The following is a 26,642-nucleotide window of genomic DNA, read 5'->3' on the forward strand; positions in this document are numbered from 1 at the left end:
CGGGCCGGTCAAGTCCCCGTCTGCGGCCGGAGGTTGTCCAGGCAAGCCCCCATCCGGGGCCGGGGACCGGGCTGGCAAGCCCCCATCCCGGGCCGGAGGCAGGCCGAACAGGCCCGCGTCCGGAACCAGAGGCCGATCAGCCGCACCCGCGTCCGGAGCCGGCGGCCGATCCGCCGCACCCGCACCCGCGTCCGGAGCCGGAGGCCGGCCCGGCACACCCGCAGCCGGCGGCTGGGCAGGCAGACCCGCGTCCGGAGACGACGGCCGGCCACCAGGCAGACCCGCGTCCGGGGCCGGGGGCCGATCGAACAGGCCGCCATCCGGAGGCGACTGCCGGGCAGGCGGAGGCGCGTCCGGGGGCGGCGGCCCGGCGGGCATGGCTGCGTCCGGGGCCGGGCGTGGGCCCGGGAGGGGGCCTCGCTCCGGGGCCCGCTGTCCGGGCTCCCGTCCTTGCCCCGGCTCCCGCTCCGGCGAAGCCGGCACGGCCGGGTCCGCCGTGACCCCCGCCGCCGATCGGAACCGGTGGTCGAGGGTGTCTCCCGGATCGGGTGCCGGCCCCGCGTCCGGATCCTCGTAGAGCTTCTGCCACCAGTCGTCCGCGCCCTGCTGACTCATGCCCTCATTCTCGGCCTCCGGCCGGGACCTAAACGCCGTTTGCGCGAAAAGGGTAGGTCCACCGGGCCGCCGCCCGGTGGACCCCTTCCGCTCACCCGTACGGATCAGCGCACGTCGTACGCCCGCGCGACCGTCTGGGTGACCGTGGCGCCCTTCGCGTCGGTCAGTTCGACCTGCAGCGACACCGGCTTGCCGGAGGCTCCGGCGTGGTCCACGACCGCGGACCACCGGCCCCCGCGCTCGCTCACCTTCGCCTGCGTCCAGTGCTCACCGTCGTAGGAGTACGACAGCTTCGCCGACGTCAGCGCGCCCGGCGCGTAGCCCGCGTGCCCCGTGGCGTCCAGCCCGATGCTCAGGCCGTCGGCCGCGGCGACCGTCTTCATCCCGTCCAGCGGGGCCGCGTACCGCGGGAAGAGGACCGGCAGCCCCTGCGAGTACGCCGACGCGTCGAGCTTCGACGTGAAGCCCCAGGTCGTCCGGACCGATGTGGAGCGCTGCCAGACACGGGCGGGCGGCCCGATCTTCTCGATGCTCTGGGTCAGTTCGTAGCGGCCTTCCTCGGCCGGGATCTCGAAGACCCCGAACGGGTACCAGCTGTCGCCGATGACCTCGCCGTCGCGCTTGAGCTGGAGGTTGCCGATGTCGCCGAAGGAGCCCGGCTGTGCGGCGTGCCGGCTGTCGCCCCACATGGCGGCGGCGAAGCCGATCAGGCTGCCCTGGCGTTCGGCGGCCAGCGTCTCCCGGCCCGCGAGGTCGCGCGGCGCGACCGGGCCGGTCACCCCGTCGTACCAACTGGCGCTGCTCTTCTGTCCCTTGGCATGGGTGCGCTGCTCGCCGGTCATGAACTCGCCCCAGGGGAAGCTGCTGGAGAGCACCTGGTCCCAGGCCGTGTCCCCGGCGGTGTAGTACTCGGTCCGCCTGCCCGGTGCGGCCACGGTCTCGATCCCGCCGAAGTAGACCGCGGCGCCGATCGGCCGGTAGGCGCCGGCCAGGTCGATGAAGTCGGCCGCCACGCCCATGGAGTGGTAGGTGGACTCGACCTGGCCGAGGTCGCGGTCGCGCACCCGGTAGGTGTGGCCGCCCTTGACCTCGCCCTTCTCGGGGAAGGCGAGGGAGTAGACGTACGGGCTCTTCGCCGTGCCCTTCCAGGACAGCGTGACCTTGCCCGCCGCCAGCCGGTCCAGCAGCGCCTTGCCCTCGGCGGCCTCGATGGCCATGGCGGGCAGCGCGCCGCCCGCGTAGCCGGTGAAGCCGACCCAGCGGCCGGGGGCCTCGCGGTGGGCGAGCAACGCCTTGGCGCCGGCGGCCTGCGCGTTCTGCGCGACCTCGTACAGGGCGCCGTCGGTCACCTTCACCAGGACGATCGCGCCCTTGGCGCCGGCCGCGGCGAGCTCCTCGGGGGTGCCGGTGCCCGCGTTCACGAGCGGCGCGCTGCCGGTTCCGTCGAGGTTGTCGCTGCCGGTGGACGAGGTGATCGGGTGCAGGACCGGTCCGCCGACGGCCTTCAGCTCGGAGATCAGCGGGGCGCCGGCCCTCCAGTAGCTGCCGAACTCGAAGTCGCCGTCCTTGGCGCGGCCTTCGACGGAGGCGTAGAAGCCGCGGATGGTCCGGCCTCCCGCCGCCGTGCCCGCGTGCAGCCAGGCGTCGTCCCAGCTGCGAGCGAAGCCGAGGGTGGTGTTGCGGGCCTCGACCGGCTTGTCGGCCTCGATGTTCAGGCGCCCGGCCTTGCGGGCGTCGAGCACGATCGTGGTGTCCTTCTTCAACTCGACCTGGGGGCGGCCGAGATAGGTGAGGGAGTCGATCAGCTCGGCGCCCTCCCCCGCGTCGGGCGTGCCGACGAAGGCGGAGAGGAAGTACGCGCCCGGGCGCACCCGGTAGACCTGGTCCGCGGAGCCGTCGTTGAAGCGGCGCTCGCCGGTGGCGTCGTCGGTGCCGATCACGTCCAGGGAGGAGGGTCCGGCGGCCGGCTTGCCCGCGCGGTCGACCAGCTTGACGCGCAGGGTCACCGTCTCGGGTTCCACGTAGAGCGAGAACGGGGTGGAGACGCGCACGCCGTTCGCCGTGGCGACGACGCGGCCGGTGACGTCCCCGTACTGGGAGCGCTCCAGCTTCGCGGCCGGGTCGAGGGCGAGCGGCACCTTGACGGTCGCGCCGGCCGGGACGGTCACCGTGCGCCGGTCGAGGCGGGCGACCTGGCTGCGGACGGCCGAGCCGTCGTTGCCGGTGACCTTCCCGACGGAGAGGTTCAGCGTGACGGGGCTCGTGCCCCGGTTGGTGTACGGGACCTCGACGGTCGTCCGGTCGCTGCGGTCCTGCGGCCAGTTGTACGTGCCGCCCTGGACGGCGGGCGCGCCGGTGACGGTGGTGTCGAGGGCGGCCTTCACGTCGAGGCGGCCGCCGCCGGTCTCCCGTACGTCCCCGGGGATCCTGGTCTGCGCGGAGCCGACGAGGGCGGCCTTGATCTGCTGGGAGGTCCAGTCGGGGTGCCGCTGCTTGACGAGGGCGGCGGCGCCCGCGACGTGCGGGGTGGCCATCGAGGTGCCGGACATGCCCTGGTAGGCGTACACCCCGCGGCCGCCCGCGGCGGCGGCCGAGATCCCGACGCCGGGGGCGGCGATCTCGGGCTTGAGGGTGTGCTGGAGACCGGCCGGGCCGCGGCTGGAGAAGCCGGCCGTGGTGTCGTCGCGGTCCACGGCTCCGACGGTCAGCACGCTCGCCGCGCACCCGGGCGAGGAGACCGTGTTGTTGCCGGGGCCGGAGTTGCCGGCGGCGATCACGAACAGCGGGCCCTGCCGGGAGAGCTGTTCGGCGGCGGCGGCGAGCGGGTCGTCGCAGGCGGTCTGGGAGGGGTCGCCGAGGCTCATGGAGACCACGTCGGCCTTGGACGCGACGGCCCATTCCATGCCGGCGATGATCCACGAGTCGAGGCCGTAGCCCCCGTCGTTGAGCACCTTGCCGCTGAGCAGTTCGGCGCCGGGGGCCACGCCCTTCTTGGCGCCGCCGCTCTCGGCGCCGGAGCCGCCGACGGTGGAGATGGTGTGGGTGCCGTGGCCCTGCCGGTCGGTGTCGGTGTCGGAGTCGGTGAAGTTCTTCGACGCGCCGACGCGGCCCTTGAGGTCGGGGTGCTCCAGGTCGGTGCCGGTGTCGAGGACGGCGACCTTGGTGCCCTTGCCGTCGTATCCGGCGGCCCAGGCGGCGGGGGCGCCGACCTGCTGCGTGGAGCGCTCCAGGTTCGCCTGGACCTTGCCGTCCAGCCACAGCTTCTTCAGCCCGCCCGAGACGGAGCGCGCGCGGGCGTCCGTACCGGTGACGTCGGCCCAGAAGGCGGCGGCCTGTTCCTTGTCGGCGGCGAGCGCGACGGCGCCGATGGAGCCGAGGACGAGGCCGCGGTCGGCGCCGCGGGGCGCGGGCGGGGCGCTGCGCGCCACGTTCACGGAACCGTCGTAGACCGCGATGAGCGGCAGCTTCTTGGTGTGCGCGTCGTCGTAGCCCTGCCGGACGAGGCCGGTGACGTTGAAGAGCTCGTGGTCGGCCTTGCCCGCGGCGAGTGCCTTGACCGCGCCCTCGGGATAGACGTACAGGTCCTTGCCGGACTGCCGCGTCTGCACGAGCGGCTGCGAGCCGTCCGGGCGCGGCATCGCGGTGGCGGCCGTCCTGCCGGCCGCGTCGGTGGAGACCAGGATCCGGTCACCCGTGACGAGGGTGACGGTGACGGGTGCCGTGGGCTGCTCTCCGGCCGCCTCGCTCCCGACGAGTGGTCTGTTTCCCGTTCCAGGCGCTCCGTCGGCCGGCTGCGCCGTCGACGGGCCGACGGCGGTGACGGCCAGGACGGCCGCGGTGGCCGCCCCGAGCGCCGTACGCGATATCGGACGCATCGCTCTCCCCAGGTGAATTCCGGCCAACCACTGCATTGCACGGCAAAGCTGCCGCGTAAATGGCTTCTGGCCAGCGGATGTTGGTGCTGCGGTGGCGCCACCTTGGCAGAGGGGCGGGGGGTACGGCGATGATGTCCGAGGCGGGTTTGCGCCGTGGCCGCTTCCCGCCAGGCGCGGTGTTCGAGAGGTGGGGTGGACGGGTTGCTGGGTGCCATAGGTCTGGACGAGGGGCAGGAGTCGGCGTACCGCGTGCTGGTGGCGCTCGGTGCGGCGGAGGTGCCCGACCTCGCGCACCGGCTGACCCTGCCGGTGCCGCAGACCGAACGGGCCCTGCGCCATCTGGAGCGGCAGGGGCTGGCCGCCCAGTCCTCGGCCCGGCCCGGGCGCTGGGTGGCGGCCCCGCCCGGGGTGGCGCTGGGCGCCCTGCTGACCCAGCAGCGGCACGAGCTGGAGCAGGCGGAGCTGGCAGCGGCGCTGCTGGCGGAGGAGTACCGGGCGGAGGCGGCCGAGCCGGCGGTGCACGACCTCGTGGAGGTGGTGCAGGGCGCGAGCGCGGTGGCGCACCGCTTCCACCAGCTCCAGCTGGGCGCGGAGAAGGAGGTGTGCGCGCTGGTCAGCGGCCGGCCGCAGGTGGTGACGGGGACGGACAACGACGCGGAGGACCGGGCCTCCGTACGCGGTGTCGACTACCGGGTGGTGATCGAGCGGGAGGTGCTGACCCTGCCGAGCGGGATCCGGGAGGCCTCGTCGGCGCTGGCCCGGGGCGAGCAGGTCCGGGTGACGGCGCAGGTCCCGACGAAGCTGGTGATCGCGGACCGGACCCTCGCCATGGTCCCGCTGACGGCCCGCGGCGCGGAGCCGGCGGCGCTGGTGGTGCACGCGTCGGGGCTGCTGGAGTCGCTGACGGGCCTGTTCGAGGCGGTGTGGCGGGAGTCGCTGCCGCTGCGGCTGGGCGCGACCGGCTCGGCGGAGGAGTCCGGGGGCGGCCCCGACGCCACGGACCTGGAGATCCTCTCGCTGCTCCTGGCGGGCATGACCGACGCGAGCGTGGCGAAGCACCTGGAGCTGGGGCTGCGTACGGTGCAGCGGCGGGTCAAGGGCCTGATGGAGCTGTCCGGGGTGACGACACGGCTGCAGTTGGGCTGGCACGCGTACGAGCGGGGCTGGGTGGCCCGATAGGGCCCGGTCGGTCACGCTGAGCAGATGGATCTGCCTCAGCTGCTCCTGGTGGGGCTGGTGCTGCTGCTCGGGGTGCTGGGGGTGCTGGTCCCGGGCGTGCCGGGCACCTGGCTGGTGTGGGCGGGGCTGATGTGGTGGGCGCTGCACGAGCGGTCGGCGACGGCGTGGTCCGTACTGGTCGCGGCGACGGCCCTGCTGCTGGTGGTCCAGGTGGTCAAGTGGCTGCTGCCGGCCCGGCGGCTGCGGGGGGTGGGGATCACTCCCCGGATGGCGGTGTTCGCGGGGGCCGGCGCGGTCCTGGGCTTCGTCCTGATCCCGGTGCTGGGAGCGGTACCGGGCTTCGTGGGCGGCATCTACCTGTGCGAGCGGCTCCGCCTCGGGACGCACGGCGAGGCCCGGACGTCGGTGCGGACGGTGATGCGGGCGGCGGGCACGAGCGTGCTGGTGGAACTGTTCGCATGCCTGCTGGTGGTGGGGGCGTGGGTGGGGGCGGTGGTGGCGGGGACGTAGCGGGCGGGCGCCAGGAAGAACCGGTCACCTCACCTGGGGGAACGGCGTGCGCCGGCCCTGAAGCCCCCGTGCCGCCGCCCCGACAGGGCGCCCTGTGTCGACCGTGGGCGGGCGGCCTTCGGGCCGCACCGCCCACGGTGACGCGTTGCGTTCGAGCAGGTCGGCGTGATCCGGCTACACCCGACCGCCCCGCTTCGCCGTGTAGTTGGCGCGGCCCTCCGCCGACTTCAGGCGCCAGTCGCGGCGGATCTCCGAGCGGAGGCGGGCGTCCGTCTTCGCCACGATGCGCTGGTTCTCCCGCAGGAGTTTGCGGTAGCTCTCCAGGCGGCGTTCCGCGAGTTCGCCCGAGTCGACCGCGGCCAGCACCGCGCAGCCCGGTTCCGCCTCGTGCGCGCAGTCGTGGAAGCGGCAGTGCTCCGCGTACTCCTCGATCTCCGAGAAGACCTGGCCGACGCCGACCTCGGCGTCCCAGAGGCCCACGCCGCGCAGGCCGGGCGTGTCGATCAGGACGCCGCCGCCCGGCAGGGCGAGCAGGTTGCGCGTCGTCGTCGTGTGGCGGCCCTTGCCGTCGACCTCGCGGGCCTCCTGGACCTCCATGACCTCCTCGCCGAGCAGCGCGTTGGCCAGTGTGGACTTGCCGGCGCCGGAGATGCCGAGCAGCACGCTCGTGCCGCCCGAGACGACGGCGGCGAGGACGTCCGTGCCCTCGCCGGTGACGGAGGAGACGGTCAGGACCTGGACGCCCGGCGCCGTGGCCTCGACGTCCTGGACCAGGTGCCCGAGCGTCACCGGGTCCGGGACCAGGTCCGCCTTGGTGAGGACGACCAGGGGCTGCGCCCCCGACTCCCAGGAGTCCGCCGACTTACGCAGCAGTGCCTCACCGCTCGAACTGGACATCGCGAGCGCGAGGAACCGTTCGATCCGCCCGAGGTCGAGTTCGACCGCGAGCGACACACAGATGACGATGTGATCGATGTTAGTGGCCAGCACCTGGCCCTCGGAGCGCTTGGACGACGTCGACCGTACGAAGGCGGTCCGCCGAGGGAGGATCGTCTGCGCGTACCGGGGGTCACTGCCCTCGGGGTCGACGGCGACCCAGTCCCCCGTGCACACGACCTTCATCGGATCGCGGGGAACGACGAACGCGGTGTCGGCCCGGACGACGCCAGCAGGGGTGGCGACGTCGCACTGACCGCGGTCGACCCGTACGACCCGGCCCGGGACCAGGCCCTGCGCGGCGTACGGGGCGAACTCCGCTTCCCAGCCCTCATCCCAGCCGTAGGCGGCAAGGGCGTGCTGAGCATCAGAAGTGGAAGACGTGTTGAGCGAAGCGTTGAACAAGGGGAACCCTTCGAAGGGTGGCCCCGGCGGCGCGCTCTGCGCGCGGATCGAGTGGGTGTCAGCCGGAGACCACAGGGGTGGAAACGATGAACTCCTGAATGCGGGCAGCGCCCGTCACCATGACAGTCATCAATGTCCTCACCTCCTGCTTCTTCTCAACGAACCAACACCGTTCCCTCGGCAACGACACACAGCCGCGCCCTGGAACGAGCAGAACCATAGCCTCGCCCCAGGGCACGGCACCACCGATTAAATGCGGGGCCTCACCTCCACACCACCGCGGCCGGCGGACCATCGTCACGCCGCGAGCCGTACAGCATCCTGGCTCGTGTCCAAGTGGGCTGTGGCTTTGGGCAACTTGGCCTCCAGCGCGTCCAGGACGTACCTCATCTGTACTGTCACCGCGTCGGTGTCGGGCTGTTCGAAGAGGTCAAGTTCTTTGAGCCATCACGCTGATCTTACGAAAGACCAGCTCAGAGCACACTTGGAAGACAGGCATTCGCTTCCAACGTCGGCCTGGATGCTGGGCGCTCAGTTCTCTGAGTATTCGCACATCGTCTTGGACCTACCGCCTTGGTTGTCCGCAACCTTCTTGCCGTCGACGGTGATCACACACTGGGCGGCGCGCAGCATGCCGTCCTCACCTTTCACGGTGCCGGGGACGACGGACACCGACAGGCCGCTCGCCTTCTCGGCGTCGGTGGTCAGAGTGATGGTCTCGGTCTTCTTCCAGGGCAGGGTCACGGTCTCAAACTTGTTGGTGTTGAGGTTGTAGTAGACCTGCGCCTGGCCGGTCCCCAGGACTTCGAGGGTGACCTCGTGAGTGACCTCGCCCGCCGTGGTCTCCTTCGGCGAGACGTTCTGCTTCGAGTCGCCGGTCTTCTCCGCGGCGGGTCCTGTGCTGTCGCTGTTGCCGCACCCGGTGAGCAGTGCCACAGCCAGAATCAGAGCAGCACTAGCCTTGATCTTGAACATTATTCCCCCTGAAGACGAGTAAGTGATCTTAGTCGGGGCGCAACGTGCCTTACTCGCCGGGGCTCTGACAGCAGCCCACAGTCACGTGATCCGGCGGACCGCCAGGATCGTGCGGCGACTGGAGAGCTCGGCCACTTCCACGACACGGCCCGGTCTCGGGGCACGCACGACCAGGCTGCCCCCGATGAACATTTCGACACGTGCTCTGGCCGGGAGCCCCCGTGAAGACACAGTCCCCGGCTGGATCGCCTTGGTCGGCACCGCGTGCCCGTCGTTGATCTGCGTGTAGGTCGTGCGGGAGATCTGCGCGCCGCCAATTCCGTAGGAGCGCTGCATCTGGGACGAGCACTGGCGCACTCGGCTGCCCGGGACGTGCCCGCGCTGTCCCCCGCAAGAGCATGTTCTCGTCGGGAAGTTCATCAGGGCAGGGCTCGATCCCGCCTGTACCCCGCAGAGGCTTCGGCCGGTTGTGGGAGCGGTGGCGCCGACCACTCCCGGGATGTCGTCCCGTCCGCTTCCCAGCCGCTGCGCCGTAGGGACTCCGCCTCCGCACTGCGGCCAGCGGATTCCAGCATGAACAACGCCGATGTGAACGCGCCGTGTTCGCCGACCAGTGCGCCGCGTGCGAGGCGGATCACCGCTTCGTCCACACGCCCCGCGTGGACGAGCGCTTGCACTGCTCGGTGACGCGCCTCGGTGTCGCCCGATTGTATGCCTCGCTCGTACCAGGTCAGCGCCTCATCGAGGCACCCCATCTCTGCAAGCATTCTCCCCGCGCAGCGCGGAGCTTCGATATCGCCTGCCTGAACCGCCCGCTCGTACCACTGAAGTGCCTCCGCTGTCAGACCAACCTCTGACAGCAGATCGCCTACCCGGGTCAGGGTTTCAGGAGGACTCGCCCCAGCGGCTCGTTCGCACCAGACCAATGCTTCCTCCACGAAGCCCACCCGCATCAGAAGCCAGATGGCCGTTCCGAGAGAACGAGGACGGCCCGCGTGCGCAGCTTGCTCACACCATTTCCGAGCTTCCGAGGCCCTTCCCGCGCGAACCAGAATGTCTGCTATGGGCTCAGAGGAGGAGCCCGCTGCCACCGCTCGTTCGCACCAGACCAGCGCCTCCTCCCACCGCCCCAGGTCGGCCAGCAACTTGGCTGCGGCGACGGGAGCTCTGTCACGACCGGCTCGCCTGGCACGCTCGTACCAGTCCAGCGCCTCGTTCACCCTGTCTCTGGCAGCCAGCGCCTCGGCCGCAGACAGAAGGACGGAGTTGTCTCCAGCGTCGACTGCGCGCTCGTACCAGGTCAAGGCCTCGTCCAACCGCCCGTGGGCAACCAGCACGTTGCCGCCCCGGGCGAGAGCACCACTGTGGCCGGTCTCTGCGGCCTTCTCGTACCGCGTGAGCGCCATGTCGAGCCGCCCTGCTGCAGCCAGGCTGTCGGCTGCCCAGATGAGCGCCGACGTTTCGCCCGCGTCCACGGCCCGCTCGTACCAGGGCAGGGCCTCATCCAGGTATCCGTGATCCGCCAGAGTATCGGCCACCCAGAGCAGGTCTCCGGCGTTCTGTTCTGCTGCGCGCTCGCACCAGTCCAGCGCTTCCTCCAGCCGCCCCAGTCCTACCAGGGTCGCTGCCATGGAGAAGAGAGACTCCCGGTCTCCGGCACTTGCGGCTCGTTCATACCAAGCCATCGCCTGAGGCAGGCGATCGGCCTGCTTGAGGAACGATGCTGCTGAGTGCAATGCTTCCCTGTCACCGGCCTGGACTGCTCGTTCGTACCAGGCGAGCGATTCCTCGATCCGTCCCGTCACGATCAGCACTTCGGCCACCACTAGATAGGCGTCGGTGATCCCTTTCCGGGCGGCTTCGCTCCCGAGCAGGACCGCGAGCCGGGACAGGCCCATCTCGCGGACAGCGAGGGCGATTCGGACGAGTTCTGAAGGGTCGGCGTGCTCCAGTAATGCCTCCCAGAACTCGGCAGGGACCGGTGCCGCCGTGGCGTTCGCGCGGCCGTGCTGTTCCAGGTAGTCGGCCAGACGGTAGAGGGGGTAAGTGTGCTGGGGTTCTCCGGGCCTCAGGTGGACACGCGTCAGAATTCCTCCAACCCCGCGACAGTCCGCATCGGTGAAGCTGAGGGCGCCTGCCAGCCAGTCCTCCTGCCCGGCCAGCCGGTTCCACTGGATTTCGGTCAGGTAGGCAGGCGCGGCGGCCCGAAGGACAGGCAGGGGGATATCGCGGCCATGACCGAAGCGGCGGGCATCCACAGCTGCCCTTACGAGTGCTCTGGCGCCGTCAGGGGCGACCTGATATCGCTCCATCAGAACGGGCACGCCAGCGAGGTACTGAGTGATTTGCTGGCCTGCCTTGGCCAGCGCCTGGCCGAGCCTGGGATCGGCGCCGGCCGCCTCGGTGAGACGCGCCTGGTCCTCGTCGCTGGTAAAGGCAGCCGGCGTGGGAATACCGTGGCTCGTCAGCAGGGTACGGGCACGTGGATGCAAGTCGTCGGCACCAGCGGCCGGCTGGGTCGTGAGCCGGTCCCAGACTTCCTCCCACATGGTGCCGAGCAGCAGGACCGGAGCGCGAGTCGGGTCGTGGAGCAGCGTGCGCAAGCGGTTGCAGAGCCTCTCGCCCACGCGCCCCTCACGGACCCGTAAATAGCTGTTGTGGGTTTCGTCGAGCCAGATCACGGTACGTGGCACGACGGCGTCGAGCCGATCCAAGGCCGCCTCAGCATCCGCAGGGTGCCACAGCCGCCATCCGTCCGGCAGCAGGGAGAGTGCTTCCCAGCACGCGCGCGTCTTGCCTGACGAGGATGAACCCACCAGCATGGCCAATCCGCTGGCCCCCTCGGCCGCGGCCCTGACAACTCGCCCCAAGACCATGTCGTGCTGCCGCTCGACATAGAGGGGCAACAGAGGAAGCGGCTCGCTCCCCGGCGGAGAAGCGTCAATCGCCGGGTGCACCTCCAACTGGAAGGGATCTGTGACGTCGGCCAGGGGTTGACCGGGCGCCTCAGCAGCACTCGCGGCAGCGGGCGGCATGTCGACGACCGCCGCCCGACGCCCTCCCTGCCGGCCGCGCCGTTCGTCAGCCGCCCGCCTTCGGAGAACTTCCCACCACGCGAGCTCCTGTGCCCTGTAGTCAGGGTTTCGACGGCGATCCGCCATGGCCTGCAAGCCCTCCACCAGTACCCGGAAAGGCCTGGCGGAGGCGGGAACGGTCTTGCCGGCGATCCAGTCGCTGAGTGTGGCGTCACTGAACACCACCGGCGGACGCTGGTCCTTCCCATGTTTGATCAGGCGACGGTAGGGCGGCGCTCCCGCCCGCCTGTACAGCTCGGCCAAGGCGGAGAAGAAGTTCTCCACCGCCGGACCCTGTTGCTCATCCGCCACGGCGCCCCCTGCACGACTCCGGCCACGGATCCGGACCGGAAACCGCCCGGATTCTTCGTCATCGACGCGGTGACCAGCATAGGGATGCTCGTGCGACGACGTGGCAGTTCACCGGATCGGCGCCCGGAAGTGCCTGATGACGTCACCTCCCGACCGGGCGGCACGGACACACGGAGTGGACACTTCCCATGGCCGATCGAACGAACAACAGCAGCTCGACGAGCATGCGCGAACGACTGACACTGGCCGCGGTACGCGGAGCAGCCTCCGGCGCCTCTCGAGCCATTGTCACCTGGCTCATCGAGCTGCTCCGCTGAAGGAACCGGAAGTTCAAGCTCACAGAGGCCCCCGCCCCGCTGCACGACCCGCACCGCTCTCCCAGGCCAGGGCGAGGAAGCGCTCGATGCGCCCCAGGTCCAGTTCGACGGCGAGGGAGACCGCGATGATCGCGTGGTCGACGTTGGCGGCGAGGATCTGGCCCTCGGACCGCTGCGAGGAGGTGGACCGTACGAAGGCGGTCCGGCGCGGCAGGTACGCCTTCACGTAGCGCGGGTTGCCCGCCGTCTCGACGGCGGCCCAGTCGCCGGTGCAGATGACCCGGAGCGGATCGTGCGGGGTGACGAAGGCGGTGTCGGCGCGGACGATGCCGTCCGCGGTCATGACGTCGCACTGGCCGCGGTCGACGCGTACGACCCGGCCGGGTACGAGGCCCTGCTCGGTGTACGGGGTGAACTCGGCCGCCCACGCGTCGTCCCAGCCGAAGGGGGTGAGGTCGTGCGAGGGGGAAGCCTGCGGGAAAGAGGAGAAAGACAAGGGGAACCCTTCACAGGGTGGCCCCGGCCGTGCGCGCCCGCTCGACGGCGGCGCGCGAAGAGGTGTGAGGTCAGCCGGAGACCACGGAAGTGACATTGATGGTCTTCTGAGTGCGGGCAGCGCCCTGCGCAACGACAGTCATCAACGAACTCACCTCCGGGTCATGCACGTACTGGCCGTTCGGCCGTTCCCCACCGGTCGGCGGGAACGGCCCCACCGTAACAACACCTCCCGCGCTGCTGCCACTCGTTTATCCGGGAGGTCGCCGCCACCAGTGGCATGTGGCCCGCGACCGGTGTCCGTTTCGTTCAAGACGGGCGGCCGGGGCCTGCCTAGGCTGCGGACATGACTCCCCGACTCGACATGATCGGCCTGGTCGTCTCCGACATGGCCGCCTCGCTCGCCTTCTACCGCCGCCTCGGGCTGGACGTCCCGGCCGACGCCGACGGCCTGCCTCACGTGGAGGCCGTCCTGCCCGGGGGGATGCGGATCGGGTGGGACACGGAGGAGACCATCCGCTCCTTCGACCCGTCCTGGACCCGGCCCGCCGCCGCCGGCGGAGAACGGATCGGGCTTGCCTTCCTGTGCGACTCCCCCGCCGGGGTGGACGCGCTGTACGCCGAGCTGACCGGCGCCGGCCACCCCGGCCACCTGAAGCCCTGGGACGCCTTCTGGGGCCAGCGCTACGCCGTCGTCCTCGACCCGGACGGCTGCGGGGTCTCCCTCTTCGCCCCGCTGGAGCCCGCCGAGGACGCCTAGGACGCCGCACCCGCCGATCCCGCGGTGTAGGCACTCAGCGTCGTGCCGGCCAGCGTGCGCACCTCGCGGGCCAGATGCGCCTGGTCCGCGTACCCGGCCGCGCACGCCACCTCGGCGTACGCCAGCCCCGAGCGGGCCAGGGCGAGGGCGCGGCGCAGCCGCAGGATGCGGCCGAGGGTCCGCGGGCCGTACCCGAAGGCGTCGAGCGAGCGCCGGTGCAGCTGCCGCTCCCCGAGGCCGACCGCCGCGGCGATCCCGGCCACCGCCTGCCCGGCCCGGAGCCGGGCCGCCACCTCGGCGGCCAGCGGGTCCGGCGGCCCGGCCTCGGCCGCGCGGGTCCGGGCCAGCGCTTCGAGCCCCGCGCGCGGGTCCCCGTACGCCGCCACCCGCCCGGCGAGGCGCCGCACCTCCCGCCCGGGCCACAGGTCGGCGAGCTCGACGCGCGCGTCGCGCAGCACGTGGGCCGGTACGCCGAGCAGCGCGGGCGCGGTGCCGGGCGCGAGCCGGATCCCGGCGAAGGCGCCGCCCCGGACTTCCCCGGCGGGATGCGGCCCGGTGTCGGGTCCGGCCACCAGCAGCCGCCCGTCGACCCACAGCAGGTCCATGCAGCCGTCGGGCAGCACCAGCCCGCCACCGCCCTCGGCCCGCCACAGCACGGCCCCGGGGACGATCGCCGACGGCGTTTCCTCGTACACCCCTCCAGAGTAGAACGAAGATCGCTGGCATCCCCTGCCAGGGCGCCGTAGGGTCGCCGTATCCGTTGGTTCCAGGGGGAGTTGAGACGTGAGCGACAGCACGGGACAGCAGGATCCGGGGAGGATCCCGCCGATGCCGGCCCAGCCGCCGCAGCCGGGCCCCGTCCCGCCGGCCGCGCCGATCACCCACCCGCCCCGCTGGGCCTGGTGGGTGATCGGGATCGTGGTGCCGGTGACGGGGACCGTGGCCACGGTGCTCGCCACGTCGGGGAAGAACGACACACCGCCGCCCGCCACAGGCGGGGGCGCGCCGGTGTCCGCCACCTCGGCCCCGCAGCCCACGAGCGCGCCGTCGCAGTCTCCGACGCCGTCCGTCGCCCCGCTGTCCCCTTCGCCCGGCCCGTCCTCGGCGTCCGCGAGCCCCTCCGGCGTCCCGGACCTGTCGGCTCCGGCGGGCTACCGGCCGACCCAGGGCAGGTGGGGCATCGCGCCTCCGATCTGCGGGGAGACCCTGCTCGTCGACCTCGACGCGGGGGTGTCCACGTCCGCCGTGCTGGAGGCGACCGCGGACAGCGCGCCGCCGGAGCGGACCGCCACGACGGAGCTGGAGTACCGGCCCGACCGCCAGGGCTGCGGCATGTCCGGCATCACTCCCTCGTCCACGGAACTGCGCTCGGCCCCCGGCCGCCAGGTGGGCGTGCTGCGCGCGGGGCAGCCCCAGACCTTCGAGAACTGCAGGGCGGCCGCGGGCACGGGCTTCGGCGCGGTGGGTCTGGGAGGCTCCACGGCGACGGAGCGGGGCCTGGTGCGCGGCGCCGCCGTGTGCTCCGTCACCGACCGGGGCTCGGTGGCCATGGCGCTCGTCGAGGACCTCGGCACCGGGCCCGCCCCGGCCCTGGGCGGGCGGCTCGTCGTCTGGTCCAAGGGCTGAGCCCAAGGGCGGAACCCCACCACGGAGCCCCACCACGGAGCCCGAACGCTGGGCCCCACCACGGAGCCCGAACGCTGGGCCCGACCACGGTGCCCGAACGCTGGGCCCGACAGCCCGGTTCGGGCACCCCCCGGCCCGGCCCGGTCAGTGCTTGCGCAGCCGCGACGAGTAGTCCTCCGGCGGGAGGAACTTCGACCAGCGCTCCGGGAACTCCGACGGCATCCCCTCGTCCTCGTCGTCCTCCGACTCGCCCTCCGCCATCGCCCGCCAGGCGGCGGCCCGCGCGATCAGCTGCGCGGCCTCCAGCTCGCGGGCCCGTTCGTTCGCCTCGCGGGCCGCGGCCGTGGCCACGGACGGCCAGACGCGGTCGATGGCGGCGTTGACGGCGGCGCCGACGAGCACCGCGAAGGCCGAGATGCCGATCCACAGCAGGACGGCCACGGGCGCGGCCAGCGATCCGTAGATCGTCGGCCCCTCCACGGTGTTGGTGAGGTAGATGCGCAGCAGGAACGAGCCCAGCACCCACATGGCGAGGGCCACCAGCGCCCCCGGCACGTCCTCGATCCACGGCGAGCGCACCGGTACGGACACGTGGTAGAGCGTCGTCAGGAAGGCGATGGACAGCAGGGTCACGGTCGGCCAGTACAGGACGGCGATCACCTCGGTGCCCCAGGGCACCAGCCGTACGACCGCGTCCGGCCCCACCACCATCAGCGGCAGCACGATCGCGCCGATCAGCAGCGCGATGATGTAGAGCAGGAAGGCCAGCAACCGGGTCTTGACGATGCCGCGGTGGCCGTCGAGCCCGTACATCACGGTGATGGTGTCGATGAAGACGTTCACGGCGCGCGAGCCCGACCAGAGGGCGAAGGCGAAGCCGAGCGAGATCAGGTCCGGGCGGCCGCGCCCGGTGACGTCGTCGAGCAGGGGCCGGGCGATGTCGTTGACGCCGCGGTCGGAGAGGACCGTGCCGACCGCGCCCAGGATGTTCTCCTCGATGCTCTCGACGGTCCGGGTGTCGGTCCAGCCGTCCACGTAGCCGAGCAGGCCCAGCAGGCCGAGGAAGAGCGGGGGCAGCGAGAGCAGCGTGAAGAAGGCCGCCTCCGCGGCGAGTCCGAGGATCCGGTACTCGATGCACGAGTTGACGGTGTCCTTCAGCAGCAGCCAGCCCATCTTCCGCTTCGAGACGTTGCGGTAGAGGGCGCGGGCCCGGTGGAGCCGTCCTGGGATCCGCTCGGGTGTTTCTTTTGCTGGCTGCACGTCCTTACGGTATCCGCATGGCAGCCACCACCCACACAGTCAGCAACCAGGCCCCGCCCCTGGTCGGCCACGACGTCTACGGCGGCGATCGGGCCCTCACCGAGGGCATCGAGCGTCACCTCGGATCCGCGGACCCCGAACTCCTCGGCGAGGTACGGCAGGAGCTCACCGACCTCGGGCGCGCGGCGGGTTCCGCGCAGGCCCAGGAATGGGGTGTACAGGCGAACGAGAATCCGCCCAAGCTGCGGACGCACGACCGGTACGGGAACCGCATCGACGAGGTGGATTTCCACCCGGCCTGGCACCAGCTGCTCGGGCACGCGGTCGGCTCGGGGCTCACCGACGCCTGGGGGCGGCCGGCCGGGCACCTGCGCCGCGCCGCCGGGTTCTTCCTGTGGTCGCAGGCCGAGGCCGGGCACGGGTGCCCGATCTCGATGACGCACGCCGCCGTACCGGCGCTGCGGGCCGATCCGGCGCTGGCCGCCGAGTGGGAGCCGCGGCTGACCTCGCACGTGTACGAGCAGGGCCTGCGGCCGGCCGCGCAGAAGGCCGGTGTGCTGTTCGGCATGGGGATGACGGAGAAGCAGGGCGGCAGCGACGTACGGGCGAACACGACGGCCGCGGTGCCGCTGGACGCGTCCGGCGAGTACCTGCTGACCGGGCACAAGTGGTTCTGCTCGGCGCCGATGTGCGACGGCTTCCTGGTGCTGGCGCAGGCTCCCGGCGGGCTGACCTGCTTCCTGGTGCCGCGGGTGCTGCCGGACGGTACGCGCAACGTCTTCGCGATCCAGCGGCTCAAGGACAAGCTGGGCAACAAGTCGAACGCGTCGAGCGAGGTGGAGTTCGACGGGACCTGGGCGCGCCGGGTCGGTGAGGAGGGCCGGGGGGTGCGGACCATCATCGAGATGGTCGCGGCGACCCGACTGGACTGCGTGATCGGCTCGGCCTCGCTGATGCGGCAGGCGCTGACCCAGGCCGTCCACCACGCGGAGCACCGCTCTGCTTTCGGAGCGCCGCTCATCGACCAGCCGCTGATGCGCAACGTGCTGGCCGACCTCGCCCTGGAGTCGGAGGCCGCCACCACCCTGACCCTGCGCCTGGCGGCCGCCTACGACGCCGGGACCGAGCAGGAGAAGGCCTTCCTGCGCCTCGCCGTGCCCGCCGCCAAATACTGGGTGACCAAGCGCTGTACGCCGATGGTCGCGGAGGCCCTGGAATGCCTGGGGGGCAACGGCTACGTCGAGGAGTCCGGGCTGCCGAGACTGCTGCGCGAATCGCCGCTGAACTCCATCTGGGAGGGCTCGGGCAACGTACAGGCACTGGACGTGCTGCGCGCCCTCCAGCGCGAACCGCAGGCACTGGGGGCCTTCCTCCAGGAGGTCGGCCAGGCCCGCGGCGCCGACCACCGGCTGGATTCGGCCATCAAGGACCTGCTGACGGAGCTCGCCGACCTGGAGGGCATCGAGGCGCGGGCCCGCCGCGTCGTGGAGCGCATGGCGCTGGTCCTGCAGGGATCGCTGCTGGTGCGGTGGGCCCCGCCGGAGGTCGCGGACGCCTTCTGCGCCTCGCGGCTGGGGGGCGACTGGGGCGCGGCCTTCGGCACGCTGCCGCACAGCCTCGATCTGCGTGCGGTGGTGGAACGGGCGCGGATCGCGGGCTAGGGAGGAAGCCCCCGTCGGGCTCCGCTGCGGTCCCCAAACCGCTCCGGGCCCGGATCCGGGCCCGTCGACCGGTACAGAGGTGGCGCCGCGCCGACTCGGCACCACCCCTGATCCGAAGCCCCGAGGAGGAGCTGTCACGCCGCTCGGCGGCGTCCGGACAGTTTCGGTCGGCCGACCGGGACTTGGCGAGAGTTGCATACCGTTGCAACCTTTGAGTCGGCAGCTGCCCGTCGGGATGCCGGGCAAGCGACACCCGCGGACCGCCCGGGCGGCTCGCGACGTACGTCCTGTTCGCACGGGGAGGTTCCGGTGGCCGACACCACAGGCAGCGCGGCCGAGGTGGCACGCATCTCGGCCATGGACGCGCGGGAGGCCGCGCGTATGCTCAAGGGGGTGCGGGCGGCCGCGCTGGCCGGGGACCGGCCGCCGGCCGCGCCGAGACCGGAGATCGCGGAGTCCTGGCGGCGGATGCTGGCCGGCGGGGTGCACCCGGACCGGGACGCGCGCTCGCGGATGCTGTCGGCCGCCGAGACCGAGGAGCGGCGGCACGGATCGCCGCTGCGGGAGGTCCTGCCGGTGCTGCGGGAGGGACTGCTGCCCGCGCTCGACGGGGCGCTGCACATCATGGTCGTCGCGGACGCGGACGGGCGGCTGCTGTGGCGGGAGGGCCACACCTCCATCCTGCGCAAGGCGGACCGGCTCGGTTTCGGCGTGGGGGCCGACTGGGACGAGGCCGTCGTCGGCACGAACGGGGTCGGCACCGCCCTGGTGACCCGGCGGCCGGTCCAGGTGTTCTCGGCGGAGCACTTCGTCTCCAGCCACCACGACTGGACCTGCGCCGGGGCGCCCGTGCGGGACCCGCGGGACGGGCGGCTGCTGGGCGTGGTCGACGTCAGCGGGCCGCTGGCCACCATGCACCCGGCGACGCTGGCGTGGGTGAGCTCGGTGGCCCGGCTCGCGGAGCAGGAGTTGCGGATCCGGCACCTGGAGTCGCTGGAGCGGCTGCGGGCGGTGGCGGCCCCGCTGCTGGCCCGGATGCCGGGGCGGGCGCTGGCCGTGGACCCGAACGGCTGGACGGCGGCGGTGACGGGCCTGGCTCCCACGGAGCGGATCCCGCTGCCGAAGACCTTCGGGCCGGGCCGGGTGTGGGTGCCGCAGCTCGGCGACTGCGTGGTGGAGCCGCTGCCCGGCGGCTGGCTGCTGCGGATCGCGCAGGACCGTACGGGCACGGCGGCCACCCGGATCGTCCTGGACCTCAGCCGGTCGGGATCCTGGTCGGCGACCGTGTACGGGTCCTCCGGGAGCTGGTCGCAGGAGCTGAGCCCGCGCCACGCGGAGCTGCTGTTCCTGCTGGCGGAGAGCCCGCGGGGACGCTCGGCCGCGGAGCTGGCCGCGGATCTGTTCGGGGACCCGACGCGCACGGTGACGGTCCGCGCGGAACTGTCCCGGGTACGCCGGCACCTCGCGGGCGTCCTGACCCACCGGCCGTACCGCTTCGCGGAGGACGTGGAGGTGGAGCTGATCCGCCCCCAAAACCCGGCCGCGCTGCTCCCGCACTCGACGGCCCCGGCGGTGGTCCGGGCCCGCCTGGGGTGCGAGGGACCCGGCATGGTTCCCTGAAGTGCATGAGCGCCATCACTCTCACCACCTGGTCCCTGGACATGACCTCCGCTACGGACCTGGTCCCGGCCACCCCGCCGGGACCGGAGGTCGCCATCGTGCGGGCGGAGGTCCCCTCCCCCGAGTTCAGCCGCTTCCTGTACGCGTCCGTGGGCGGTGACATCCACTGGACGGACCGGCTGTCCCTGACCCGCGCGCAGTGGGTGGAGCAGCTGGACCGGCCGGGCGTGGAGACGTGGGTGGCGTACGACCGCGGCACGCCCGCCGGGTACGTGGAGCTCGACCCCCAGGACGACGGCGTGGTGGAGATCATGTACTTCGGCCTCCTCCCGGACTTCCGCGGCCGCCGCATCGGCGGGCACCTGCTGTCGGTGGGCGTCGCCCGGGCTTGGGACCTCGCGTCGCGCTGGCCGGACCGGGAGCCGACCCGCCGGGTGTGGGTCCACACCTGCAGCCAGGACGGCCCGACGGCGATGGACAACTACCTCAAGCGCGGCTTCACGGTCTTCAAGACGGAGACGGAGCAGAAGGAGGAGACCCCGACCCCCGGCCCTTGGCCCGGCGCGTAGCCGCTGCGCGGGCCCCGCAGATCAGTCTGGCGGCCCCGGCGCTCGCCCCTTCCGGGCCGTGCCCGGGCTGCGGCCCGGTGGCCGCGCCTCAAGCGCCGGCGGGGCTGGGTGGTGCGTCCTCGGCGGAGGCGTGGGCTTCGGGCCGGGCAGGGTGATGGCTTCGGGTGGGGCGGTGCCCCTCCGGGGGCTCTCCTCGGCTCGCGCCTGCGGCCGTGGTTCTGCCGTGCGGCCTGGGTTGCGCGCTCGTCCTGCGGGGAGCCCCCGGAGTGTCCCCGCCCCACGGCCCCGCTTCGTCCGAGACGGGGCGCGGATCCGCCGGGTGGGGGTGTGGGGACGGTGGGGGGTGTCCCCGCAGGACGAGCGCGCAACCACCCCGTACGGCCGGGACATGCCCGCAGGCGCGAGCCGAGGAGACACCCCCCGGCGGCACCGCACCCCCACCCCCGGTCCCGACCCCGTCCAGGGCACACATCCCCAGCCCCGCCGGCGCTTGAGGCGCGGCCACCGGGCCGCAGCCGGGGAACACCGGCCCCACCGGCCACTCCCGCGCGTGACCCCGGTCACACCGTCTCGCGATCCGGGACGAGTCCGTCCGAATCGTGGACAGTAGTGGACTCCTCCAAGAAGCACATGACACGCTTCCGCCATGAATGGAGCTGGAATTGCCTTGGTGAGTCGGCGGCACGTCGACCTCGGCCGCATGTCCAGCGCCATCTGTCCGGCGCGCTGACGGAACCAGCCACGCCGCACGTCGTCGCCGTCCCCGCCGCCGCGGACGCCGCCGATCACCCGCCAGCCCCCTGAGGCCGATGTACCGCCCTGCCCGCCGGCAACCCCGGCAACAGTGCGGCAATCAGCCACACCCGCTCAGTGTCGCCGACCTGACAGGGGTATGCCGCAGCCTCCCCCTGCCCTTGCCTTGAGCCGCCGAAGAAGGACGTACCGCCATGGCCGCCACCCCCGAAACGCCTGCAGCCGCACCCGCAGCCGCGCGCCGCAAGACCGGCCGTCACCGCGGTGAGGGCCAGTGGGCCGTCGGACACCACACGCCCCTCAACGGCAACGAGCAGTTCAAGAAGGACGACGACGGTCTCAACGTGCGGACGCGCATTGAGACGATCTACTCCAAGCGGGGCTTCGACTCGATCGACCCCAACGACCTGCGCGGCCGCATGCGCTGGTGGGGCCTCTACACCCAGCGCAAGCCCGGGATCGACGGCGGCAAGACCGCGATCCTGGAGCCGGAGGAGCTGGACGACGAGTACTTCATGCTGCGCGTCCGCATCGACGGCGGCCGGCTGACCACCGAGCAGCTCCGCGTCATCGGCGAGATCTCCGAGGAGTTCGCGCGCGGCACCGCCGACCTCACCGACCGCCAGAACGTGCAGTACCACTGGATCCGGATCGAGGACGTTCCCGAGATCTGGCGCCGGCTGGAGGCCGTCGGCCTGTCCACCACCGAGGCCTGCGGTGACACGCCCCGCGTCATCCTCGGTTCGCCGGTCGCCGGCATCGCGCAGGACGAGATCATCGACGGCACCCCCGCCATCGACGAGATCTACCGCCGCATCGTGGGCAACAAGGACTTCTCCAACCTGCCCCGCAAGTTCAAGTCCGCGATCTCCGGCTCGCCGCTGCTCGACGTGGCGCACGAGATCAACGACATCGCGTTCGTGGGCGTGAACCACCCCGAGCACGGTCCCGGCTTCGACGTGTGGGTCGGCGGCGGTCTCTCCACCAACCCCAAGCTCGGTGTGCGCCTGGGCACCTGGGTCTCGCTCGACGAGGTCCCGGACATCTACGAGGGCGTCATCTCGATCTTCCGCGACTACGGCTACCGCCGGCTGCGCACCCGCGCCCGCCTGAAGTTCCTCGTCGCCGACTGGGGCCCGGCCAAGTTCCGCCAGGTCCTGGAGGACGAGTACCTGAAGCGGAAGCTGACCGACGGCCCCGCGCCCGCGCAGCCCACCGGCCAGTGGCGCGACCACGTCGGCGTCCACCAGCAGCAGGACGGCCGCTTCTACGTCGGCTTCGCGCCCCGCGTGGGCCGTGTCGACGGTGCCACCCTGACCAAGATCGCGGACGTCGCCGAGCAGCACGGCTCCGGCCGCCTGCGCACCACCGCCGAGCAGAAGATGATCGTGCTCGACATCGAGGCCGACCGGGTCGACTCGGTGGTCGAGGCGCTGGAGGCGCTGGACCTGCGGGTCAAGCCGTCCCCGTTCCGCCGCGGCACGATGGCCTGCACCGGCATCGAGTTCTGCAAGCTGGCCATCGTCGAGACCAAGGCGCGCGGCGCCTCGCTGATCGACGAGCTGGAGCGCCGCCTGCCGGACTTCGCCGAGCCGCTCACCATCAACATCAACGGCTGCCCGAACGCCTGCGCCCGTATCCAGGTGGCGGACATCGGTCTCAAGGGCCAGCTGGTCCTGGACGACGACGGCAACCAGGTGGAGGGCTACCAGGTCCACCTGGGCGGCGCCCTCGGCCTGGAGGCCGGGTTCGGGCGCAAGGTCCGCGGCCTCAAGGTCACCTCGGCCGGTCTGCCCGACTACGTCGAGCGGGTCGTCAAGAGCTACGAGGAGCAGCGCGAGGACGGCGAGCGCTTCGCGGCGTGGGTCGCCCGCGCGGACGAGAAGAGCCTGTCGTGAGCGAGCGCGCCGCACCGTTCTACTGCCCGTACTGCGGCGACGAGGACCTGTTTCCCCACGAGACGGGTCACGGCGCCTGGGAATGCAGGGCCTGCAACCGAGCCTTCCAGCTGAAGTACCTCGGGCTGCTGGCCCGGGGCGTTCGGTCCGATTCAGCTGGAGGGGACGGAATATGACCACCATTCAGGACGCCGGTCTCAAAACCGCGACGCTCAAGACGGCGACGCTCAAGGGCGTGGCCGAGCAGGCGGGCCGGGACCTGGAGGACGCCTCCGCGCTGGACATCCTGCGCTGGGCGGCCGACACCTTCGGCAAGAGGTTCGCGGTGACCTCCTCCATGGAGGACGCGGTCGTCGCGCACCTGGCCTCGCGGGTCTTCCCCGGTGTGGACGTGGTCTTCCTCGACACGGGCTACCACTTCGAGGAGACCATCGGCACCCGTGACGCGGTCGAGGCGGTGATGGACGTCAACGTCATCACGCTGACCCCGCGTCAGACGGTGGCCGAGCAGGACGCCGAGTACGGCCCGAAGCTGCACGACCGCAACCCCGACCTGTGCTGCGCCCTGCGCAAGGTCAAGCCGCTGGAAGAGGGCCTGACCGCGTACGACGCGTGGGCGACGGGCCTGCGCCGCGACGAGTCCCCGACCCGGGCGAACACCCCGGTGGTCGGCTGGGACGAGAAGCGGCAGAAGGTCAAGATCTCGCCGATCGCCCGCTGGACCCAGGACGACGTGGACGCGTACGTCGCCGAGCACGGGGTGCTCACCAACCCGCTGCTGATGGACGGTTACGCCTCCGTCGGCTGCGCCCCTTGTACGCGGCGTGTCGCGGAGGGCGAGGACGCCCGCGCCGGCCGCTGGGCCGGGCGCGGCAAGACCGAATGCGGACTGCACGGCTGATGACGACCAGCGTGACGACGACCGAAGAACTTACGGAGACAGAGCAGATGAGCGTGAGCGACCAGGGCGCCACCGTGTGGCTGACCGGGCTGCCGAGCGCGGGCAAGACCACCATCGCCTACGCGCTGGCCGAGCGGCTGCGCGCCGAGGGCCACCGCGTGGAGGTGCTCGACGGGGACGAGATCCGCGAATTCCTGTCCGCCGGCCTCGGTTTCAGCCGCGAGGACCGGCACACCAACGTGCAGCGGATCGGCTTCGTCGCCGAACTCCTCGCGAGCAACGGCGTGAAGGCGCTGGTGCCGGTGATCGCGCCGTTCGCGGACAGCCGCGAGGCCGTCCGCAAGCGGCACGCCGCCGAGGGCACCCCGTACCTGGAGGTCCACGTGGCCACCCCGGTCGAGGTCTGCTCCGAGCGCGATGTGAAGGGCCTGTACGCCAAGCAGGCGGCGGGCGAGATCTCCGGTCTGACCGGGGTCGACGACCCGTACGAGGCACCGGAGTCCCCGGACCTCCGTATCGAGTCGCACACGCAGACCGTGCAGGAGTCGGCCTCGGCCCTGCACGCGCTGCTCACCGAGAGGGGTCTGGCATGACCACGGCCGCACACCTGCACACCGATTCCGGCTCCGACGCTCCGTACGCGCTGTCGCACCTCGACGCGCTGGAGTCCGAGGCGGTGCACATCTTCCGCGAGGTGGCGGGCGAGTTCGAGCGGCCGGTGATCCTGTTCTCCGGCGGCAAGGACTCCATCGTCATGCTGCACCTGGCGCTGAAGGCGTTCGCGCCGGCGCCGGTGCCCTTCACGCTGCTGCACGTCGACACCGGGCACAACTTCCCCGAGGTGCTGGAGTACCGCGACCGCACGGTCGAGAAGCACGGCCTGCGCCTGCACGTGGCGTCCGTCCAGGACTACATCGACGCGGGCAAGCTGCGCGAGCGCCCGGACGGCACCCGCAACCCGCTGCAGACGCTCCCGCTGACCGAGGCGATCCAGAGCCTCAAGTTCGACGCCGTCTTCGGCGGCGGCCGCCGCGACGAGGAGAAGGCCCGCGCCAAGGAGCGCGTCTTCAGCCTCCGCGACGAGTTCTCCCAGTGGGATCCGCGCCGCCAGCGGCCCGAGCTGTGGCAGCTCTACAACGGCCGCCACGCGCCCGGCGAGCACGTGCGCGTCTTCCCGCTCTCCAACTGGACCGAGCTGGACGTCTGGCAGTACATCGCCCGCGAGGGCATCGAGCTCCCCGAGATCTACTTCGCCCACGAGCGCGAGGTGTTCCTCCGCAACGGCATGTGGCTGACGGCCGGCGAGTGGGGCGGTGCGAAGGAGGGCGAGACGCCCGAGACGCGCCTGATCCGCTACCGCACCGTCGGCGACATGTCCTGCACCGGCGCCGTCGACTCCGACGCCGCCACGCTCGACGCCGTGATCGCCGAGATCGCCGTCTCCCGCCTCACCGAGCGGGGAGCGACCCGCGCCGACGACAAGATGTCCGAGGCCGCGATGGAAGACCGCAAGCGCGAAGGGTACTTCTAGACATGACCAGCACCACCGAGCAGTTCGCCGATCTGTCGGCGACCACCCTGCTGCGCTTCGCGACCGCCGGATCCGTCGACGACGGCAAGTCCACCCTGGTGGGCCGGCTGCTGCACGACTCCAAGTCGGTCCTGACCGACCAGATGGAGGCCGTCGAGGCCGTCTCCGCCCAGCGCGGCCAGGACGCCCCCGACCTCGCACTGCTCACCGACGGCCTGCGCGCCGAACGCGAGCAGGGCATCACCATCGACGTCGCCTACCGCTACTTCGCCACCGCGCGCCGCCGGTTCATCCTCGCGGACACCCCCGGGCACGTGCAGTACACCCGCAACATGGTCACCGGCGCCTCCACCGCCGACCTCGCCGTGGTCCTGGTCGACGCCCGCAACGGCGTCATCGAACAGACCCGCCGCCACGCCGCCGTCGCCGCCCTCCTGCGCGTCCCCCACGTCGTCCTCGCCGTCAACAAGATGGACCTCGTGGGCTACCAGGAGTCCGTCTTCGCGGCCATCGCCGAGGAGTTCACCGCCTACGCCTCGGACCTGGGCGTCCCGGAGATCACCGCGATCCCGATCTCGGCCCTGGCCGGGGACAACGTGGTGGACCCGTCCGCCAACATGGACTGGTACGGCGGCCCGACGGTGCTGGAGCACCTGGAGACCGTCCCGGTCAGCCACGACCTCACCGCCTGCCCGGCGCGTTTCCCGGTGCAGTACGTGATCCGTCCGCAGACCGCCGAACACCCGGACTACCGGGGCTACGCCGGCCAGATCGCCTCCGGCGTGCTGCGCGTCGGCGAGGCCGTGACCGTCCTGCCGTCCGGCCGCACCTCGGTCATCGAGGGCATCGACGCGCTCGGCGAGAGCGTCGACATCGCCTGGGCCCCGCAGTCCGTGACCGTGCGGCTCAAGGACGACATCGACATCTCGCGCGGCGACCTGATCGCGCCGTCCGCGAGCGCCCCCGCCACCACCCAGGACGTCGAGGCGACGGTCTGCCACGTGGCCGACCAGCCCCTCTCCGTCGGCGCCCGAGTGCTGCTCAAGCACACGACCCGTACGGTGAAGGCGATCGTCAAGGAGATCCCCTCGCGGCTGACCCTGGACGACCTGTCGCAGCACCCGAACCCCGGGCAGCTGGTGGCCAACGACATCGGCCGTGTCGTCGTCCGCACCGCCGAGCCGCTCGCGCTCGACGCGTACGCCGACTCGCGCCGCACAGGGTCCTTCCTGCTGATCGACCCGGCCGACGGAACCACCCTGGCGGCGGGCATGGCGGGCGAATCCTTCGCCTCCAAGGCCGAGACCACCGTCCAGGCAGACGAAGAAGGGTGGGACTTCTAGATCATGCGTGCCGATCTGTACTCCTCC

At 71.9% G+C, this 26,642-nt stretch carries 21 protein-coding genes and 1 pseudogene; 15 read left to right on the forward strand and 7 right to left on the reverse strand.

Annotated elements, in window-relative coordinates; genetic code table 11:
• Positions 1-719: 719 nt before the first annotated feature.
• A complete protein-coding gene (locus tag OG534_RS07340; RefSeq protein WP_326587267.1) occupies positions 720-4,490 on the reverse strand; it encodes a S8 family peptidase in 3,771 nt (1,256 codons plus the stop codon).
• Between the two features lie 201 nt (positions 4,491-4,691).
• Between OG534_RS07340 and OG534_RS07345 the strand changes: the two genes are divergently transcribed.
• Positions 4,692-5,669 carry a helix-turn-helix domain-containing protein gene (locus tag OG534_RS07345; protein ID WP_326587268.1) on the forward strand — a complete coding sequence of 326 codons (978 nt, stop codon included), beginning with the start codon at positions 4,692-4,694 and terminating at the stop codon, positions 5,667-5,669.
• Between the two features lie 24 nt (positions 5,670-5,693).
• Positions 5,694-6,179, forward strand: coding sequence for a DUF456 domain-containing protein (locus OG534_RS07350; protein ID WP_326587269.1), 486 nt, complete (start codon positions 5,694-5,696; stop codon positions 6,177-6,179).
• Between the two features lie 174 nt (positions 6,180-6,353).
• On the opposite strand, the gene rsgA (OG534_RS07355) is transcribed toward OG534_RS07350, so the two are convergent.
• The 3 genes from rsgA (OG534_RS07355) to OG534_RS07365 form a co-directional block, all read right to left on the reverse strand.
• Positions 6,354-7,520, reverse strand: a complete 1,167-nt coding sequence (rsgA, locus tag OG534_RS07355; RefSeq protein ID WP_326587270.1) for a ribosome small subunit-dependent GTPase A — start codon at positions 7,518-7,520, stop codon at positions 6,354-6,356.
• Positions 7,521-8,051: 531 nt separating this feature from the next.
• Positions 8,052-8,456, reverse strand: a complete 405-nt coding sequence (locus OG534_RS07360) for a hypothetical protein (protein ID WP_326587271.1) — start codon at positions 8,454-8,456, stop codon at positions 8,052-8,054.
• A 458-nt stretch (positions 8,457-8,914) separates the two neighbouring features.
• Entirely contained in the window at positions 8,915-11,854 is a 2,940-nt protein-coding gene (locus OG534_RS07365; RefSeq protein ID WP_326587272.1) for a tetratricopeptide repeat protein, read from the reverse strand.
• 215 nt (positions 11,855-12,069) lie between these two features.
• Between OG534_RS07365 and OG534_RS07370 the strand changes: the two genes are divergently transcribed.
• The gene (locus tag OG534_RS07370; RefSeq protein WP_326587273.1) at positions 12,070-12,198 is read left to right on the forward strand and encodes a hypothetical protein; all 129 of its coding nucleotides are present in this window, start codon (positions 12,070-12,072) and stop codon (positions 12,196-12,198) included.
• Positions 12,199-12,247: 49 nt separating this feature from the next.
• Here the strand turns inward: OG534_RS07370 and rsgA (OG534_RS07375) are convergent.
• Positions 12,248-12,694, reverse strand: a pseudogene (gene rsgA, locus OG534_RS07375) (GTPase RsgA); the annotation flags it as partial.
• A gap of 345 nt (positions 12,695-13,039) precedes the next feature.
• Here rsgA (OG534_RS07375) and OG534_RS07380 point away from each other — a divergent pair.
• On the forward strand, positions 13,040-13,453 hold the full coding sequence (locus OG534_RS07380) for a VOC family protein (protein ID WP_326587274.1): 414 nt from the start codon (positions 13,040-13,042) through the stop codon (positions 13,451-13,453).
• Here OG534_RS07380 and OG534_RS07385 read toward each other — a convergent pair.
• Entirely contained in the window at positions 13,450-14,148 is a 699-nt protein-coding gene (locus OG534_RS07385) for a helix-turn-helix domain-containing protein (protein WP_326587275.1), read from the reverse strand. The genes OG534_RS07380 and OG534_RS07385 overlap by 4 nt on opposite strands.
• An 88-nt stretch (positions 14,149-14,236) precedes the next feature.
• On the opposite strand from OG534_RS07385, the gene OG534_RS07390 reads away from it, so the two are divergent.
• Entirely contained in the window at positions 14,237-15,079 is an 843-nt protein-coding gene (locus OG534_RS07390; protein WP_326587276.1) for a hypothetical protein, read from the forward strand.
• 144 nt (positions 15,080-15,223) lie between these two features.
• Here the strand turns inward: OG534_RS07390 and OG534_RS07395 are convergent, their stop codons facing one another.
• Positions 15,224-16,339 (reverse strand): YihY/virulence factor BrkB family protein, encoded by a 1,116-nt coding sequence (locus tag OG534_RS07395; RefSeq protein WP_326587277.1) that lies wholly within the window; start codon positions 16,337-16,339, stop codon positions 15,224-15,226.
• A gap of 17 nt (positions 16,340-16,356) precedes the next feature.
• Between OG534_RS07395 and OG534_RS07400 the strand changes: the two genes are divergently transcribed.
• The 10 genes from OG534_RS07400 to OG534_RS07445 all read left to right on the forward strand — a co-directional run bounded on the left by OG534_RS07400 (position 16,357) and on the right by OG534_RS07445 (position 26,615).
• The gene (locus OG534_RS07400) at positions 16,357-18,000 is read left to right on the forward strand and encodes an acyl-CoA dehydrogenase family protein (protein WP_326587278.1); all 1,644 of its coding nucleotides are present in this window, start codon (positions 16,357-16,359) and stop codon (positions 17,998-18,000) included.
• Positions 18,001-18,357: 357 nt separating this feature from the next.
• Positions 18,358-19,620, forward strand: coding sequence for a GAF domain-containing protein (locus OG534_RS07405; RefSeq protein ID WP_326593514.1), 1,263 nt, complete (start codon positions 18,358-18,360; stop codon positions 19,618-19,620).
• 5 nt (positions 19,621-19,625) lie between these two features.
• Positions 19,626-20,189, forward strand: a complete 564-nt coding sequence (locus OG534_RS07410) for a GNAT family N-acetyltransferase (RefSeq protein WP_326587279.1) — start codon at positions 19,626-19,628, stop codon at positions 20,187-20,189.
• Between the two features lie 646 nt (positions 20,190-20,835).
• Entirely contained in the window at positions 20,836-20,919 is an 84-nt protein-coding gene (locus tag OG534_RS07415; protein WP_312847410.1) for a putative leader peptide, read from the forward strand.
• 217 nt (positions 20,920-21,136) lie between these two features.
• Positions 21,137-22,840, forward strand: coding sequence for a nitrite/sulfite reductase (locus tag OG534_RS07420; RefSeq protein WP_326587280.1), 1,704 nt, complete (start codon positions 21,137-21,139; stop codon positions 22,838-22,840).
• Positions 22,837-23,016, forward strand: coding sequence for a hypothetical protein (locus OG534_RS07425; RefSeq protein WP_326587281.1), 180 nt, complete (start codon positions 22,837-22,839; stop codon positions 23,014-23,016). Before OG534_RS07420 ends, OG534_RS07425 begins: the two co-directional genes overlap by 4 nt.
• A complete protein-coding gene (locus OG534_RS07430) occupies positions 23,013-23,741 on the forward strand; it encodes a phosphoadenylyl-sulfate reductase (protein WP_326587282.1) in 729 nt (242 codons plus the stop codon). Before OG534_RS07425 ends, OG534_RS07430 begins: the two co-directional genes overlap by 4 nt.
• A 47-nt stretch (positions 23,742-23,788) precedes the next feature.
• A complete protein-coding gene (cysC, locus tag OG534_RS07435) occupies positions 23,789-24,334 on the forward strand; it encodes an adenylyl-sulfate kinase (RefSeq protein ID WP_326587283.1) in 546 nt (181 codons plus the stop codon).
• Positions 24,331-25,272 (forward strand): sulfate adenylyltransferase subunit CysD, encoded by a 942-nt coding sequence (gene cysD, locus OG534_RS07440; protein ID WP_326587284.1) that lies wholly within the window; start codon positions 24,331-24,333, stop codon positions 25,270-25,272. Before cysC ends, cysD begins: the two co-directional genes overlap by 4 nt.
• A gap of 2 nt (positions 25,273-25,274) precedes the next feature.
• Complete coding sequence (locus tag OG534_RS07445; RefSeq protein ID WP_326587285.1) at positions 25,275-26,615, forward strand: sulfate adenylyltransferase subunit 1; 1,341 nt, start codon at positions 25,275-25,277, stop codon at positions 26,613-26,615.
• Positions 26,616-26,642 lie beyond the last annotated feature (27 nt).

Origin of the sequence: Streptomyces sp. NBC_01294, assembly GCF_035917235.1 — a bacterium.
GTDB lineage: Bacteria > Actinomycetota > Actinomycetes > Streptomycetales > Streptomycetaceae > Streptomyces > Streptomyces caledonius.